This window comes from Variovorax sp. AC194 (genome assembly GCF_979257995.1).
Window position 1 is genome coordinate 5,326,738 of the sequence record NZ_OZ409823.1, and the last position, 15,883, is coordinate 5,342,620.

18 protein-coding genes are annotated in these 15,883 nt (G+C 65.6%); 7 read left to right on the top strand and 11 right to left on the bottom strand.

Annotation, left to right across the window (positions count from 1 at the left end):
- The first annotated feature begins 61 nt into the window (after nt 1-61).
- Entirely contained in the window at nt 62-934 is an 873-nt protein-coding gene (gene accD / locus ACZYRS_RS25325) for an acetyl-CoA carboxylase, carboxyltransferase subunit beta (protein WP_013540010.1), read from the top strand.
- 79 nt (nt 935-1,013) lie between these two features.
- Here the strand turns inward: accD and ACZYRS_RS25330 are convergent, their stop codons facing one another.
- Complete coding sequence (locus ACZYRS_RS25330) at nt 1,014-1,574, bottom strand: YggT family protein (RefSeq protein ID WP_463421441.1); 561 nt, start codon at nt 1,572-1,574, stop codon at nt 1,014-1,016.
- 97 nt (nt 1,575-1,671) lie between these two features.
- Here ACZYRS_RS25330 and ACZYRS_RS25335 point away from each other — a divergent pair, with 97 nt between their 5' ends.
- The 6 genes from ACZYRS_RS25335 (at nt 1,672) to ACZYRS_RS25360 (ending at nt 7,511) form a co-directional block, all read left to right on the top strand.
- Complete coding sequence (locus ACZYRS_RS25335; RefSeq protein WP_198785664.1) at nt 1,672-2,637, top strand: glycosyltransferase family 2 protein; 966 nt, start codon at nt 1,672-1,674, stop codon at nt 2,635-2,637.
- A gap of 30 nt (nt 2,638-2,667) precedes the next feature.
- A complete protein-coding gene (locus ACZYRS_RS25340) occupies nt 2,668-3,312 on the top strand; it encodes an LON peptidase substrate-binding domain-containing protein (RefSeq protein WP_463421442.1) in 645 nt (214 codons plus the stop codon).
- Between the two features lie 121 nt (nt 3,313-3,433).
- Nucleotides 3,434-4,996, top strand: a complete 1,563-nt coding sequence (gene lysS / locus ACZYRS_RS25345) for a lysine--tRNA ligase (protein ID WP_463421443.1) — start codon at nt 3,434-3,436, stop codon at nt 4,994-4,996.
- A complete protein-coding gene (locus ACZYRS_RS25350; protein WP_463421444.1) occupies nt 4,993-6,270 on the top strand; it encodes an Hsp70 family protein in 1,278 nt (425 codons plus the stop codon). Before lysS ends, ACZYRS_RS25350 begins: the two co-directional genes overlap by 4 nt.
- Complete coding sequence (locus ACZYRS_RS25355) at nt 6,267-6,806, top strand: M48 family metallopeptidase (RefSeq protein WP_198785668.1); 540 nt, start codon at nt 6,267-6,269, stop codon at nt 6,804-6,806. Before ACZYRS_RS25350 ends, ACZYRS_RS25355 begins: the two co-directional genes overlap by 4 nt.
- Nucleotides 6,807-6,917: 111 nt before the next feature.
- Nucleotides 6,918-7,511 (top strand): class I SAM-dependent methyltransferase, encoded by a 594-nt coding sequence (locus ACZYRS_RS25360; RefSeq protein ID WP_463421445.1) that lies wholly within the window; start codon nt 6,918-6,920, stop codon nt 7,509-7,511.
- A 5-nt stretch (nt 7,512-7,516) separates the two neighbouring features.
- Here ACZYRS_RS25360 and ACZYRS_RS25365 read toward each other — a convergent pair whose 3' ends face one another.
- The 10 genes from ACZYRS_RS25365 to lepB are packed head-to-tail and all read right to left on the bottom strand — an operon-like array spanning nt 7,517 to nt 15,879.
- Nucleotides 7,517-8,386, bottom strand: coding sequence for a DUF7164 domain-containing protein (locus ACZYRS_RS25365; protein ID WP_198785670.1), 870 nt, complete (start codon nt 8,384-8,386; stop codon nt 7,517-7,519).
- Nucleotides 8,387-8,408: 22 nt separating this feature from the next.
- On the bottom strand, nt 8,409-9,758 hold the full coding sequence (locus tag ACZYRS_RS25370; protein WP_463421446.1) for a galactosyl transferase GMA12/MNN10 family protein: 1,350 nt from the start codon (nt 9,756-9,758) through the stop codon (nt 8,409-8,411).
- A gap of 11 nt (nt 9,759-9,769) precedes the next feature.
- The gene (gene nagZ / locus ACZYRS_RS25375; RefSeq protein WP_463421447.1) at nt 9,770-10,876 is read right to left on the bottom strand and encodes a beta-N-acetylhexosaminidase; all 1,107 of its coding nucleotides are present in this window, start codon (nt 10,874-10,876) and stop codon (nt 9,770-9,772) included.
- Complete coding sequence (gene acpS, locus ACZYRS_RS25380) at nt 10,873-11,283, bottom strand: holo-ACP synthase (protein ID WP_198785673.1); 411 nt, start codon at nt 11,281-11,283, stop codon at nt 10,873-10,875. Before acpS ends, nagZ begins: the two co-directional genes overlap by 4 nt.
- Nucleotides 11,280-12,062 (bottom strand): pyridoxine 5'-phosphate synthase, encoded by a 783-nt coding sequence (locus ACZYRS_RS25385; RefSeq protein WP_198785674.1) that lies wholly within the window; start codon nt 12,060-12,062, stop codon nt 11,280-11,282. The genes acpS and ACZYRS_RS25385 overlap by 4 nt, the downstream gene beginning before the upstream one ends.
- Complete coding sequence (gene recO, locus ACZYRS_RS25390; RefSeq protein WP_463421448.1) at nt 12,059-12,832, bottom strand: DNA repair protein RecO; 774 nt, start codon at nt 12,830-12,832, stop codon at nt 12,059-12,061. The genes ACZYRS_RS25385 and recO overlap by 4 nt, the downstream gene beginning before the upstream one ends.
- A gap of 1 nt (nt 12,833) precedes the next feature.
- Nucleotides 12,834-13,802, bottom strand: a complete 969-nt coding sequence (era, locus tag ACZYRS_RS25395; RefSeq protein ID WP_463421449.1) for a GTPase Era — start codon at nt 13,800-13,802, stop codon at nt 12,834-12,836.
- Nucleotides 13,803-13,809: 7 nt separating this feature from the next.
- A complete protein-coding gene (rnc, locus tag ACZYRS_RS25400; protein WP_198785677.1) occupies nt 13,810-14,496 on the bottom strand; it encodes a ribonuclease III in 687 nt (228 codons plus the stop codon).
- Nucleotides 14,497-14,513: 17 nt separating this feature from the next.
- On the bottom strand, nt 14,514-14,882 hold the full coding sequence (locus tag ACZYRS_RS25405) for a DUF4845 domain-containing protein (protein ID WP_198785678.1): 369 nt from the start codon (nt 14,880-14,882) through the stop codon (nt 14,514-14,516).
- A 31-nt stretch (nt 14,883-14,913) separates the two neighbouring features.
- A complete protein-coding gene (lepB, locus tag ACZYRS_RS25410; RefSeq protein ID WP_463421450.1) occupies nt 14,914-15,879 on the bottom strand; it encodes a signal peptidase I in 966 nt (321 codons plus the stop codon).
- Between the last annotated feature and the right edge of the window lie 4 nt (nt 15,880-15,883).

Genomic DNA, 15,883 nt, shown 5'->3' on the forward strand with positions numbered 1-15,883 from the left:
CGGTTGCCCTCACCCCAGCCCCTCTCCCCCCAACGGAGAGGGGAGCTAATTCCGGAGTCCTATGAGCTGGCTTGAAAAACTGCTACCCGCCAAGATCGCACAAACCGACCCTGCCGAGCGCCGCCAGGTGCCCGAGGGCCTGTGGATCAAATGCCCGGCCTGCGAAACGGTGCTCTACAAGACCGACCTGGAGCACAACCAGAACGTCTGCCCGAGTTGCAGCCACCACCACCGCATCGGCGCCCGCGCACGGCTCGATGCCTTCCTCGACGCCGAAGGCCGCTACGAAGTCGGCCAGGAAGTGCTCCCGGTCGACGCCCTGAAGTTCAAGGACAGCCGCAAGTACCCCGAACGGCTCAAGGAAGCGCTGGAGAACACCGGCGAGACCGACGCCCTGGTCGTCATCGGCGGTTCGGTCCACAGCATCAACGTGGTCGTGGCCTGCTTCGAATTCGAATTCATGGGCGGCAGCATGGGCAGCGTGGTCGGCGAGCGCTTCGTGCGCGGCGTCGAAACCGCCATCGAACAGAAGGTGCCGTTCATCTGCTTCACCGCCACCGGCGGTGCGCGCATGCAGGAGGGCCTGCTCTCGCTCATGCAAATGGCCAAGACCAACGCCGCGCTCACGCGCCTGGCGAAGAAGGGCCTGCCCTACATCAGCGTGCTGACCGACCCGACCATGGGCGGCGTGAGCGCCGGCTTCGCCTTCGTGGGCGACGTGGTCATCGCCGAACCCAAGGCGCTGATCGGCTTTGCCGGCCCGCGCGTGATCGAGTCGACCGTGCGCGTGACGCTGCCTGAAGGCTTCCAACGCGCGGAATTCCTGCAGACCAAGGGCGCGATCGACTTCATCAGCGACCGGCGCGAGCTGCGCAAGACGATCGCGAGCACGCTTGCGATGCTGCTGCGCCAGCCGGCTGATGCGGTGAGCTGAACGCGCACGAAACGCGACCGACCAAAGCAAAAGGGCCCGGGTGCAATGCGCGCGGGCCTTTTTTGTTTGTTTGCGCGATTCAGAAAGTCAGTTGGTAGGCAAACACCAGCAGATTGCTCAGCACGATCGCTATCACCTGCAGCACCACGATCGCGGCGAGGGGCGACAGGTCCACGCCGCCGACCAGCGGAATGAAGCGGCGAAATGGCCGCACCAGCGGTTCGGCAAGCCGGGAGATGAGGTCCAGCAGCATCGGCGACGCGCCCGGCACCCAAGACAGCACGGCGTAGACCACCAGCAACGCGGTCAGTCCCGAGATCGCGAGCTGCAGCAATCCCACCAGCGACACCAGCGGCAAGGTGGCGATGCGCCCCAGGTTGCCGATCAAGAGCCACAGCAGCAGGAACTTCAGCATCACCAGCAGCCAGGCGGCGATCAGGCTCGCCAGGTCCCAGCGCTTGACCGAGGGGATGATGCGCCGCAGCGGCAACACGATCCAGTCGGTGATCGCGAACACGAAGCGCCCGAGCGGATTGCCGAACGGCACGCGGTGGTACTGCATGTAGAGGCGCAGCAGGCACGCGCCGCCGAGCAGGCCGACGATCACGTCGAGGAGGAACGAAGGTATCTGGTACAACATGTCGGTTGGAAGAAGGGTGCGAGGGTGCGGTTGCACGACTGCACCGATTCTGGCCCACAAGCGCCCCGACGACATCCACACCGCCCTACGGAACACCATGCCTTTGCTGAGCGTCGTCCTGCCCACCTACAACAGCGGCGAACTCGTCGTCGAAACCGTCGAGTCGCTGCTGGCGCAGACCTTCACGGACTTCGAACTGCTCGTCATGGACGATGCGAGTTCGGACGGCACCTGGGAGCGCCTGGCCGGCTTCGACGATCCGCGCATCCGCCGGCATCGCAATGCGTTCAATGTCGGCCTGCCGACCAACATGAACATCGCCATGGCGATGGCGCAAGGCAAGTACCTCGCGCGCGTCGACCACGACGACTGCGCCATGCCCGAGCGCTTCGCGTTGCAGGTCGGGTTCCTGGAGGATCACCCCGACATCACCATCGTCGGCAGCCAGCTCGAACACTTCCACGACGAGTCCGGCATCACCGGCCTGCCGCTGGACGACGCGACCATCAAGGCACGCATGGTCCTGGGTGCCGACTACCTCGCGAACCAGAGCACGCTGGGCCGCCTGGACTTCTATCGCACGCACGCCCTGCGCTTCGACCCGAACCTCTACGTGGTCGACGACCTGGGATTCTGGATGGACTGCATGCTCCACGGCGCACGCTTCGCCAACCTGCCCGAGCCGCTGACGCGCTACCGCATCCACCAGAACATGACCTCGCGCACCTTGCGCCTGGACCGGCTCTATGCCTCCAAGGACCGCATCTACCGCCGCTTCCTGCCGCTGATGTTTCCTCGCCTGAGCGGTCGTGAATGCGAGCATTTGCTGACCCTGTACCGCTTTTCCGAGCACATTCCACAGACGCTGGCGCACATGGTGAACCTCCACCGCGCGGCCCACAGCGCGTTGTCCGAGATCGACACCCGCTGGGGCCAGAGCGCAGCGGTCTGCCGCGAATCGATCGTGAGCTTGCTGAACCGCACGCGCCAGGGCTTCGAGGCACGCGGGATACTGCGCGCCGAACACGCAGCCGTGCTCGACCTGATCTTTCAATCCAACTGACTCCAGCCTTCCGGCGCAGTCGTTTTCAACGTGCAAATTCCTCTCTTTCCTTTGGGCACGGTCCTGTTCCCCGGGGGCCTTCTTCCACTGCGCATCTTCGAAGTACGTTATCTCGACATGATCGGCAAATGCCGCAAGGCCGATGCGCCGTTCGGCGTGGTCAGCCTCACGAGCGGCAGCGAGGTGCGCAAGGCCGGCGCCGATGCGGAAAGCTTCGCCGCCATCGGCACCCTGGCCGTCATCCGCGAATTCGAATCGCCGCAGAGCGGCCTGCTCCAGATCGAGTGCGTCGGCACGCAGCGATTTCGCGTTCGCACCACCGAACTGCAGAAGCACGGCCTGTGGGTCGCCGAGGTGGAAGCGGTGATCGAAGACGTCGCGCTCGAGATCCCCGACGACCTCCAGCACACGGCCACTGCGCTGCGGCGCCTGGTCGACACGCTCGAAGAACGCCGCCGCGCGCAGAGTGCACAAGGTGCGCAAGGCGCACCGACCGCACGGCTGCCCATCGGCGAGCCCTACCGCTTCAACGATTGCGGCTGGGTGGCCAACCGCTGGTGCGAGCTGGTGCCGATGCAGCTCGAACTGCGGCAGCGGCTGATGGAACTCGATAGCCCGCTGATGCGGCTCGAGCTGGTGAGCGATCTGCTTGCACGCACGGGCATCACTGAATAGTTCGCTATATTTTCCGTAGCGCATCGCGCAGGATTGGCGGGCGCTGTGAGCCAGTTTCGCTCGAACCTGATCGGCTAAAATTCCGGCTCGCGCACGCTCCTGTTGCGCTCACCCGCTCCCCATGTCCGATCACCTGACCCCTCCCATTCCTACGCCCGCTGCCGCTCCTGTCGCAGCCCCTGCAGTCGACGACAACAAGCTCATCGCCGAACGCCGCGAAAAGCTCAAGCTGCTGCGCACCGCGCAGGCCGAGGGCAAGGGCGTCGCATTCCCCAACGACTTCAAGCCGGGCCACCGCGCCGCGGCGCTCGTTGCGGCGCATGACGCGGTCGAGGCCGAAGCGCTCGAGGCGCAGGCCGTTCCCGTGAGCGTGGCGGGCCGGATGATGCTCAAGCGCGTGATGGGCAAGGCCAGCTTCGCAACGCTGCAGGACGCCACGGGCCGCATCCAGCTCTACGTGACGCGCGACGCCGTCGGCGAAGACGCCTATGCGGAATTCAAGCGCTGGGACCTGGGCGACATCCTGGGTGCCGAAGGCACGCTGATGAAGACCAAGACCGGCGAGCTCTCGGTCAAGGTGACCAAGCTGCGCCTGCTCACCAAGAGCCTGCGCCCGCTCCCCGGCGACTTCTACGGCATGGCCGACCAGGAGCAGAAGTACCGCCAGCGCTATGTCGACCTGATCACCGACGAAAGCGCACGCACCCGCTTCACCGCGCGCAGCAAGGCCGTGAGCGCCCTGCGCGAATTCATGGTGGCCAACGACTTCCTCGAAGTCGAGACGCCCATGCTGCACCCCATTCCGGGCGGCGCGAACGCCAAGCCCTTCAAGACGCACCACAACGCGCTCGACCAGGAGATGTTCCTGCGCATCGCGCCCGAGCTGTACCTGAAGCGCCTGATCGTCGGCGGCTTCGAGCGCGTGTTCGAGATCAACCGGAGCTACCGCAACGAGGGCATCTCGGTGCGGCACAACCCCGAGTTCACGATGATGGAGTTCTACGCGGCCTACTGGAACTACCGCGACCTGATGGACTTCACCGAGACGCTGATCCGCACCATCGCCGACAAGGCCGTGGGCTCGCAACAGCTTTCGTACGGCGGCAAGCCCGTCGACCTGGCCCAGCCGTTCGAGCGCCTGACGATCCGCGAAGCGATCCTGAAGCACACCGATGCCGGCGATGGCGTGGACGACACCGCCTGGCTCATCAACGCCCTGCGCAAGCTCGGCCTGAACGAAGAGAAGGACAAGCTCTCGCAGCGCAGCCTGGCGAGCCTGCAGGTGATGTACTTCGAGGAGACCGTCGAAGAAAAGCTCTGGCAGCCGACCTTCATCATGGAGCACCCGACGGAAATTTCGCCGCTCGCGCGCGCCAACGACGACCGTCCCGAAGTCACCGAGCGCTTCGAGCTCTACATCACGGGCCGCGAATTCGGCAACGGCTTCAGCGAGCTGAACGACGCCGAAGACCAGGCCGCGCGCTTCAACGCACAGGTGGCCGCCAAGGACAGCGGCGACGACGAAGCGATGTACTACGACCACGACTTCGTGCGCGCGCTCGAGTACGGCATGCCGCCCACCGGCGGCTGCGGCATCGGCATCGACCGGCTGATGATGCTGCTGACCGATTCGCCGAGCATCCGCGACGTGATCCTGTTCCCGGCGCTGCGCAGGGAGTCTTGAGCGTGCCCTCACCGTCGTCGCTGCCGACGATCGGCATCGACTTCGGCACCTCCAATTCCGCCGTGGCCTGCCGGGTCGACGGCGTAGCCCGCCTGCTGCCCATCGAAGGCACGGCCACCACGCTGCCCACCGCGATCTTCTTCAACGCCGAAGACCGCACCACGCATTTCGGCCGCGAGGCCGTTGCCCTCTACCTCTCGGGCGTCGAGGGCCGCCTCATGCGATCGCTCAAGAGCCTGCTCGGCAGCGAACTGATGCAGGAGAAGACGGCGGTCTACGACGGCCTCGTGAGCTTCGAGGACATCATCGCGCGCTTCCTGCGCGAGCTGGCGGTGCGCGCGGGGCGCGAGCTCGGCCGGATTCCCGAGCAGGTCGTGATCGGGCGGCCCGTGCACTTCGTGGACGACGATTCGAAGCGCGACGAACGCGCCGAAGAGAGCCTGCGCCATGCGGCCCGGGCGGCGGGCTTTCGCGACGTGGCCTTTCAACTCGAACCGATCGCGGCCGCCTTCGACTACGAGCAGCGCATCACCAAGGAATCGGTGGTGCTGATCGTCGACATCGGCGGCGGCACCTCGGACTTCACCGTCGTGCGCGTGGGCCCGGACCGTGCCGCGCGCACCGACCGCAGCGACGACGTGCTGGCCACCAGCGGCGTGCACATCGGCGGCACCGACTTCGACCAGCGCCTGAACCTCGACCGCGTGATGCCGCAGTTCGGCTTTCGCCACCACGGGCCGCAGGGCCGCGAAGTGCCGAGCAAGGTGTTCTTCGAGTTGTCGTCGTGGCACCTGATCAACTGGCTCTATGCCGCCAAGGCGGTGCGCCAGGCGAAGGAGCTGCGCACCAGCTATGCCGACACGCAGCTGCACGACCGGCTGATGACGGTGCTGGAAGAGCGCCACGGCCACCGCATTGCCGCCACCGTCGAGCAGGCCAAGATCGATGCCTCGGTGACCGATGCGCCCACCTCGATCGACCTCTCGTGCGCCGAGCCTGGGCTGGTGGCCACGCTCTCGCCTGCCGACATGGCGCAACAGCTTTCCGGTCATCTCGAAAAGGTGATCGCGAGCGCGCATGCCTGCGTCAAGCGCGCGGGCCTGCGCAGCGGCGACCTCGATGCGATCTACCTCACGGGCGGCTCGTCGGCCCTGCGCCCGTTCCAGCACGCCTTGCGAAAAAGCTTTGCGGGCGTGAACCTGGTCGAGGGCGACCTGTTCGGCGGCGTGGCCACCGGCCTCGCCTGCGCAACGCCCCAACGGCGCCGGGCATGAAATACCTGGCAGGCTATCCGGCGAGTCTGCAGGAACAGGTCAGCCAGCTGATCGCGCAGGACAAGCTGGCGGCGCTGCTGAGCCAGCGCCATCCCGGCGGAACGCACGACATCCAGTCGGACCGGGCGCTTTACGACTACGTGAGCGGGCTCAAGAACGACTTCATGCGCAAGGCCGAGCCGCTGGCCAAGGTGATGTTCGACAACAAGCTGCACGTGATCCGCAACGCGCTGGGCACGCACACCACGGTCTCGCGCGTCCAGGGCGGCAAGCTCAAGGCCAAGCGGGAGATCCGGGTGGCCAGCCTGTTCAAGGAGGTGCCGCTCGATCTGCTGCGCATGATCGTCGTGCATGAGTTGGCCCACATGAAGGAACGTGACCACGACAAGGCCTTCTACGCGTTGTGCACGCACATGGAGCCGAGCTACCATCGATTGGAGTTCGATCTCCGGCTGTACCTGACCCACCTGGACGCACGCGGCGAGCCCCTGTGGGCCAACCTGGCGTCGAATGCGCCGCCGCGCGAATCCCCGTAGCAACAGACAAGGGCCTTCATGTCCTCCCAACCGACCGAGACCGTTTTCTCCAACATTTTTACCGCCAACACCTGGGGCTCCGCGGAAAGCGTTTCAGGAGCGGGCTCCGAATTGAGCAACACCGCGCAGGTGATTCGGGAATTGCCCGCGCTGCTGCGTGATCTGCAGGTGGAGTCGCTGCTGGACGCGCCCTGCGGAGACTTCAACTGGATGCAGCACGTCGATCTCGCCGGCATCGACTACCACGGCGCGGACATCGTCGACACGCTGGTGCAACGCAACACCGAGCGCTTTGCGCGCCCCGGCCGCCGGTTCAGCAAGCTGGACCTGTTGACCGACAGCCTGCCCAAGGTCGACCTGGTGCTCTGCCGCGACTGCCTGTTCCACTTTTCCCATGCGGATGTGTTCCGGGCACTGCATGCCCTCGTGGCGAGCCGCTCGAAGTGGCTGTTGACCACCACCTTCACCTACCGCACGCTTCCGCGCAACGGCAATATCGCGACCGGCGAGTGGACGCCGATCAATCTCGAATTGCCGCCGTACAACCTGCCGCCGCCCAGGCGGCTGATCATCGAGGGCAACGTGACCGAGGCGATCATCTATCCCTCGGCGCAAGGCCAGTACCAGATGCCGCAGAACGACCGGTGCCTTGGCCTGTGGCTGCTCGACGATATCGGTGAAACCCTGGCGCGCCTGGGCCGTTGAAGCCCTCAGGCCGCGGCCTTCGCCTTGAGCTCTTCCACATCGGCCACGACGAGGCCGTGGCAGTAACCGCCCAACGTGCGCATGTCGATATCGCCGGGAGCGATGTCGGCGTACTTGCCGGCACGGAATTGATGCTTGGACCAATACTGGTCCGTGTGCCACGCATGGATGTGCAGAACATCGCTTCCAAGCGCGCGGCTCGCATAAGGCAGATGGTCCAGCAGTCCCAGTGAGCACTGCTGGGGGTACGTGCGGCGAACCGCGAGCTCGCCCGCGTACATCGTCAAAACGTTCTTGCACCAGCCGGGCCACGCGCCCTGGAAATCACGGAACTCCTCGTCCAGCAGCTTGTTGCAGAAGTCCATCTGGGCATCGAGGAAGTTGCAGACAAATTCAGAGGGCCCCAGAACCGACGCGCCGACGTTGTGCATGCCCGCGTGCGGAAACCCCCAGCGCAGGCTGCACTCGGACAGTTTTCTTCGCACTTCTTCTTCATACGCGTAGGCCCCGAAGCCGAAGCACAGGCCCGTGGGCGTGAAGTCCACAAGCGCAGGTGTGACGAAGGTGTCGCAATCGGTCTTCAGGATGACCTCGTATTTTCGGCACTCCTCGACAACCGCCGCGTCGCGCAGGTTCGCCACCGAGTTGATGTAGCCGTAGCCTGCCCATTCGGCATGGGTGTCGACGTAGGGCGGACTCGAAATGACCACGATTCTTTCGTCCGCCGGCAGCCGATGAACGACATTCGGGTGACACACCGCAATGATCTTTGCTCGGGCGAACAGACCGGAAAAAATCATGCTCTTGTAGAGCCATGAGAACTCGTCGACGATTTCTTTCTTGTCGTCGATGTACACCAGCACACCCATCGTCATGGTTTTTCCTTGATTCCGAGCGCTATCGGATCCGTTGCGAGCGCGTGTCGAATGCAGCCATATACGCGGAGCGATAGGGCTCGCCGAGGTTGATGAAATGCACGAGCAGCGTTTCGTCGGTCGCCAGGTGCGGCGGCGTATTGATGCTCAGGTTGTCGAGAATGCTCTCAGGGCCGACCAGCCCCTCCGCGGTCAGCACCTCGTTGGTGTAGTACTGGTCGCCCTGGCTCGCGTAGACGGTCGACTTGTCGTCCACGCTGCCGATCCGCGCCCAGATGCTTGCCAGCAGTTCAGCATTGCGGGTCGTGTTCCGGAACCCCATCACACCCGAGTTGAATGACCAGGCTCCGACGTCCTTGCCCAGCAGCAGGTCGCGGCCCTGCAGCAGTTCATCGATGCGCCGGGTCTGGTTGAAGAACAGGGTGTCCGCATCGATCCAGATGATCCAGTCGTGCTGCGCGAGGTGCTGCTGCAGCAGCCACGTCCGCACCCACGAGCCGTTGATGCCAGGCCCGATCTCCTCTGGCACGGCCCTGTATACGTGGTAGGTGTACCCATGCCGCTCGCAATAGCGCTTCGCGTTGTGTTCGGAAACGCGGGCGTAGCTGTTGATGTGGTGGGTGTACAGCGTCAGGAACGCGATGCGCCCGCCCGGGTTGTAGGTGGTGAGCGGCTCGCTGGAGAGCGCCGGATAGGCGGCCGGCTGCAAGACCGGACGCCCGTGCATCAGCGCGTCGTTGACCTGGTCGACCAGCAGGCGCTGCAGGTTGAGGTCGTGCAGCATGTCTTCGCGCAATCCGCCGGCCGGCGACACGATAGGCAACGGACCCATGTTCACCACGAAGATGCGGGCGTGGAACCATTGGCCGATGCGCCAGGAGACGTTCACGTAGATGTCGCCGATCGTGGCGTTGCACGCCAGCATGCCCGCCGGGCGAAGGCGCGCCGCCTCGTCGAGCCGATCGGTCACAAGCGCGATCACCCGGCCGCAGTCCTCGATCAGTTGATGCAGCAGGGCCCTGTTGGCGGGCGTGTTGCGCAACACCATCATGTTGGTCATCGCCAGGCCGGAATGGTCCCCGACGGCCGGGCTTTCCAGCACCAGCAGGTCGCGGCCTTCCATCAGGGTCTCGATGGCGACGGGATGAAAAACCACCGAATCGCCATCGAGAAAAAGCAGCCAGTCGCCCTCGGCCAGCTTGCGCAGCCAGCGAAGGATCTCGCTGTACTTGGCACTGGCGCGCAATGCGGGATGGAGGATGTGGTCAGTGTCCGTCCACTGGTGGTCGTACCCGAACGAGCGGCAGTAGTGCGCATGGTTGCGCAATACCGCGTCGTCCTTGCGCTGGAAGAAGCTGAGGCACAAGGGCATGGTCTATCTCCTCAGGACAGGGCACCTTCTTTGAGGTCGGCGGAGGGGAGCAGCCGCTTGGCGCCGCGGTATCCCGCCGCCTCGGTCAGCGCAGCCCAGCTCAACGCAGGCGCCTGGGGCCGCAGAGACTGCCGGCGCGCCTCGCCGGCCGCCCGGCCTTGCCACCGCCCTGCGTTCGCAGCGGCGCTGAAACCTTCGAGCAATTCGTCAAGCAATGCGCCATCGCCCACGCTCTGGTTGCAGACCATGGCCAGGTCGCATCCTGCATCGAGCGCCGCCAGCGCCGCATCGGCATAGCTCAGCAGCTCGCCATCGATGTACCGCCCCGCCTCCATGCTCAGGTCGTCGCTGAAGATCGCGCCGTCGAACGCGAGCCGGGTGCGCAGCACATCTTTGAGCCACTTTTGCGAGAAACCAGCGGGCCGCTTGTCGACCTTGGGATAGATGACGTGCGCGGGCATCACGGCGGCGAGCGTGCCCGCCAGCCAGTCGTAGGGCCTCGCATCGTCAGCCAGGATCGCCTTGAGACTGCGCCGATCCACCGGAATCTCGACATGCGAATCCGCATTCACGAACCCATGCCCCGGAAAGTGCTTGCCGCAGTTGCGCATCCCCATCTGCAGCATGCCGTGCATCACGCTCTTGGCCAGCAGCGCCACCACCCGTGGGTCGCGGTGGAAGCTGCGGTTGCCGATCACGCTGCTGCCGCCGTAGTCCAGGTCGAGCACCGGCGCGAAGCTGAAGTCGACGCCGCAGGCGCGCAACTCGCCGGCCAGCACAAGCCCCGCAGCCGTCGCAACCTGCGTGGCGCGCATGGCATCGCGCATCCACAGCTCGCCCAGCGAGCGCATCGACGGCAGGCGCGTGAAGCCGTCCGTGCGAAAGCGCTGCACGCGCCCGCCTTCGTGGTCGACGCAGATCAGCAGGTCGGGCCGGATCGCCTTGATCTCGGCGTTGAGCGCGGTCATCTGCGCGCGGTCCTGCCAGTTGCGGGTGAAATGGATCACGCCGCCGACCAGAGGGTTGGCCAAGCGCCGGCGGTCGGCGTCGTTGAGTTCGGTGCCCGCCACATCGATGATGAGCGGTGCGTGGATGGGGCTGCCTGTCGTCGCGGTCATGCGTCGTTCTTGCTGTCTTTGTGTTCCACCACGACGAAGCTCGCGGCGTATTCGGTTTCGTCGGTCACCGTGACGTGGGCGGTGAGGCCCTTGGCCTCGAACCAGTCCTTAAGCGCGCCGTGCAGCACGATGACGGGCTTGCCGCTGCGCAGGTTGGCGATCTCGCACGAGCGCCAGGTCATCGGCATCCGCATGCCCAGGCCGATGGCCTTGCTGAAGGCCTCCTTGGCGGAAAAACGGGTGGCCAGATAGCTCAGGCCTCGCTTGGGCCAGCGCGCGCTGCGGGCTTGCCAGACTGCAAATTCAGCATCGCTCAGCACCTTGCGCGCGAACCGCTCGCCCTGGCGCTCGAAGGTCGCGGCAATGCGGCGCAGGTCGCAGATGTCGGTGCCGATGCCGTAGATCATGCAGCCCGGGCCTGTTGCGCCTCGGTGATGCAGCGCAGGTATTCGCGCGTCGTGGCGGTGTAGCCGAGTTCGAGCGCGTCGGCGACGAAGGCGTGGCCGATCGAGACCTCGTGCACGCCGCGCACGGCGCTCAGGAACGCGGTCAGGTTGTCGCGGCTCAGGTCGTGGCCGGCGTTGACGCCGAGGCCGGCAGCCTGGGCTGCAACTGCAGATTCGACATAGCGCGCGAGCACGGCCTCTTCGTCGGCGGTGCCGCGCGAGGCGGCATAGCCTTCGGTGTAGAGCTCGACGCGGTCCGCGCCCACGGCCTTGACCGCGGCCATCATCTCGGGGATCGGGTCCATGAACAGGCTGACGCGCACGCCCAGCGCCTTGGCTTCGGCGATCAACGGGCGCAGGCGCTCGGCGTCGCCCGGAAAGCTCCAGCCGTGGTCGCTGGTCGACTGGGATTCGCTGTCGGGCACGAAGGTGGCCTGGTGCGGCCGCAGCTCGCGCACGAAGTCCATCAGGTTGTGGAAGGGGTTGCCTTCGATGTTGAATTCGATGCCCGGCCAGTCCTTGGCGAGCAGCGCCGACAGGTCGCTCACGTCGTGCGCGCGGATGTGGCGCGCGTCGGGCCGGGGGTGCACCGTGATGCCCTGGGCGCCGGCCGCCAGGCAGGCATTGGCGGCGGTCAGCACGCTCGGAATGCCCAAATGGCGCGTGTTGCGGACCAAGGCGACCTTGTTGAGGTTGACTGACAGGGAGGTGGAGGTGCCGGCGTGGCCTGAAGTGCTCATAGTGCTTGCAGATCTCTCATCATTTGCCGCGTGCGCAGCGTGGACACGCCGCAATGGTAGTTGAGCAAGGCGCGCAGCTGGTTTCTGAGGGCGCTGTTGCTGCCGGCGTTCATGGTGGCGATCTCGCGCAGGGTCGCGGTGAAGGGGGCGCGGTCGTCGAGCACGGCCTGCAGGGCCTGCCAGTCGGCGCCGGCCAGCGCGGCCTCCCCGTCCGCCGCGGAACGCAGGCCCGCTTCGGGCACGAGGCTGTAGCGCAGGTCGGGGTCGAGCAGCTCCAGGGTCAGGGTCTGCGCGTCGAGGGAAGGCAACAGGCCGACCTCGCGCAGCAGGATCAGTTCGAAGGCGCGCAGCGCGGCAGCCTGGGTCGCAGCCTGGGCGCCGACGTGGTCGCCGGCGAGCACCTGCACCACGCCGGCATAGGCGTCGAAGAGCGCCTCGTGCGCGTCGTCCCGCGCCAGCAGGCGCAGCAGCAGTTCGTTGACGTAGTAGCCCGAGAGCAGCGCTTCGCCGGTCGGCATCACGTGGCCGCCCATCCATTCGGCGCCCTTGAGCGTGCGGATCTCGGCGTCGCCGCCGTAGTTCAGCTGCAGCGGCTGCAGCGGCAGCAGCACCGGCCGGAAATTGGAACTTGGCCGCTTCGCCCCCTTGGCCACCAGCGCGATGCGCCCGTGGTGCCGGGTGAAGACCTCCAGGATCAGGCTCGACTCGCTCCAGTCGTAGCGATGGAGCACGTACGCCGGTTCGTGCGAAACGCGGTGGGCAGCGGCCACTTCATTCGTAGCCGAAGGAGCGCACGCGGGCCTCGTCGTCCGCCCAACCCGAGCGCACCTTCACCCACAGTTCGAGAAACACCTTGGCATTGGCCAGCTTCTCGAGCTCGACGCGCGTTTCCATCCCGATGCGCTTGATGCGCTCGCCCTTGTCGCCGATCACCATGGCCTTGTGGCCGTCGCGCTCGACCACGATGGTGGCGGCGATGCGCAGGAGGCGCTTCTGGCCCTTCTTCTGCGGCGGTTCTTCCTCGAACTTGTCGATGATGACGGTCGAGGTGTAGGGCAGTTCGTCGCCCGTGAGGCGGAAGAGCTTTTCTCGCACCAGTTCGCCGGCCAGGAATTTCTCGCTGCGGTCGGTGAGCTCGTCCTCGGCATAGAACCAGGGCTGCTCGGGCAGGTATTTCTCGCAGATGCCGAAGAGGCGCTCGACATCCTTGGCGTTCTTGGCCGACATCGGCACGAATTCGGCAAAGGCGTGCTTTGCCTGCATGGTCTGCAGCCAGGGCGCGATGTCGCCGCGGCGGTGCACGTTGTCCAGCTTGTTGGCCAGCAGCACGGTCGGAATGCCCTTGCCCAGCAGCTTGAGCACGCGCTCGTCGGCGGGCGTGAAGCTGCCGGCCTCGACCACGAAGAGGATCAGGTCCACATCGCCGACCGCGCCCTGCACGGTCTTGTTGAGCGACTTGTTCAGCGCGTTGGCGTGCAGGGTCTGGAAACCCGGCGTGTCGACGAACACGAACTGCGTCGCCCCCAGCGTGCGCATGCCGGTGATGCGGTGGCGCGTGGTCTGCGCCTTGCGCGAGGTGATGCTGATCTTCTGGCCGACCAGCGCGTTGAGGAGCGTCGACTTGCCCACGTTGGGCTTGCCGACGATGGCGATGAGGCCGCAGTGTTGCGGACCGCCGGCGCCCGGAGCGTCGCCTGTGGCGTCTTCGGGTTCGGCTTCTGGATGGATAGCGTCGTTCATTGTGATTTCACGCAGCACCGCGTGCCTTGAGCCGGATCAGCATGGCGGCCGCGGCGGCCTGCTCGCCGGCGCGGCGCGAGCCGCCGATGCCGCGTTCGCGAAGGCCCAACTCGGGCACCTCGCACTCGACATCGAAAGTCTGTTTGTGCGCTGCACCCAGCGTCGCCGCCACGCGGTACAACGGCAGCTTCATTTTGTGGCCCTGCAGCCATTCCTGCAATTCGGTTTTCGGGTCCTTGGCGGCCGCTTCCATGCGCGGATTGATCTCGACCGATTCGTAAAGCCGGCGCACCAGCGCCTCGGCGGCCGAAAAGCCCGCATCGAGATACACCGCGCCGATCAGCGCCTCGAGCGCGTCGGCCAGGATCGAAGGCCGGCTCGGCCCGCCCGAACGGGCCTCGCCCTCGCCCAGTCGCAGCAGCGGGGACAGCTGGAGTTCGAGCGCCAGGCGATGCAGGGTGTCCTGCTTGACCAGGTTGGCCCGCACGCGCGACAGGTCGCCCTCGGGCAGGGCCGACAGACGCGTGTACAGCAGGTGCGAGACCGCCAGGTTGAGCACCGAGTCGCCGAGGAACTCGAGGCGCTCGTTGTGGTCGGCCGAGAAGCTGCGGTGCGTGAGCGCGAGCTGCAGCAGCCGCGCGTCGGAGAACGAGTGCTTGAGGCGCGCCTGCAGCGCGACGAGGCTGCCGTCCACCTTTTTAAGCGCCGCGTTCAGCGGGTCTCGCCTTTGTACTTGAGCGTCAGGTAGGCGGGGCCGAACAGGGGGATCTCGCGCTCATAGGCGTACGAGACCACGACCTTGTCGCCGACCTTCTTGATGTCCAGGTCACGGCCGCTGACCGACTTGAAGTCGTCGATAGCCTGGGCGCGATCGAAGATGGCGCGCACTTCGGGCACGGTGGCGCCCTCCTTGGCCTTGTTGGCCGCCTTGTCGATGGCCTGCCATTCGATCAGTGTCGGAACGACCTGCGCGAAGACCACGCCAAGGCCCCCGACCACGACCGCGACGAACAGCAGGCCGATGAACGAGATGCCGCGCTGATGCGCAGCCCTGCTGCGGATGGACCGGTTTGCTCTCATGCCCTCTTACCCCTCGTACAGTGTTGACTGCTTATTGAAATGGACCGATACGACCGAAATCGCCGAAGTTCATCCAGACGAAGAAGGCCCTGCCCACGATGTTCTTGTCCGGCACGAACCCCCAGAAGCGCGAATCCGCCGAATTATCGCGGTTGTCGCCCATCATGAAATACTGGCCGGCGGGCACTTTGCAAACCACGCCTTCGACGGAGTAGCGGCAGTTCTCGCGGAACGGAAAGTCGCTGGCGCCCGGCACGAAGGACGGCGCACCTTCGTCGTTGAGGATCTTGTGCTGCTTGCCGACGAGGTCCTCGTCGAACTGCTTGAGCAAGCGCATCGATTCGCCGTCGAGATAGTCGGGGGCCGAGGCCTTGGACACCGGCTGGCCGTTGATCGTGAGCTTCTTGTTCAGGTAGGCCACCTCGTCGCCCGGGATGCCGACCACGCGCTTGATGTAGTCCATGCTGGGCTTGGGCGGGTAGCGGAACACCACCACGTCGCCGCGCGCGAGCGGCGTGCCGTCGGTGATCTTGGTGTTGATGACCGGCAGGCGCAGGCCGTAGGTGAATTTGTTGACCAGGATCAGGTCGCCGGTCAGCAGCGTCGGCATCATCGAACCCGAGGGAATCTTGAAGGGCTCGTAGAGGAACGAGCGCAGCAGGAACACCACCAGGATCACGGGGAAGAGGCCCGCGGTCCAGTCGAGCCACCAGGGCTGCATCAAGAGGCGCTCGCTGGCCTTGGTGTCGGCCGTGTCGACCTGTGTGATGCCCTGGCCGGCGAGGCGCGCATTGCGTTCGGTCATCGAGGCTTCGAGCCTGGCGGCGGCCTGCTCGCGCCGGGGCAGGAAATAGAAACGCTCGGCCAGCCAGTAGAGGCCAGTGACCACCGTGGCCACGAACAGCAGCAATGCGAAGTTGCCTTCGATCGCGCCGAAATACCAGGCGCCGACATAGCTGGCGAATGCCGCAAGGACCAGGGAGGTGATGAGTGCCATTTTT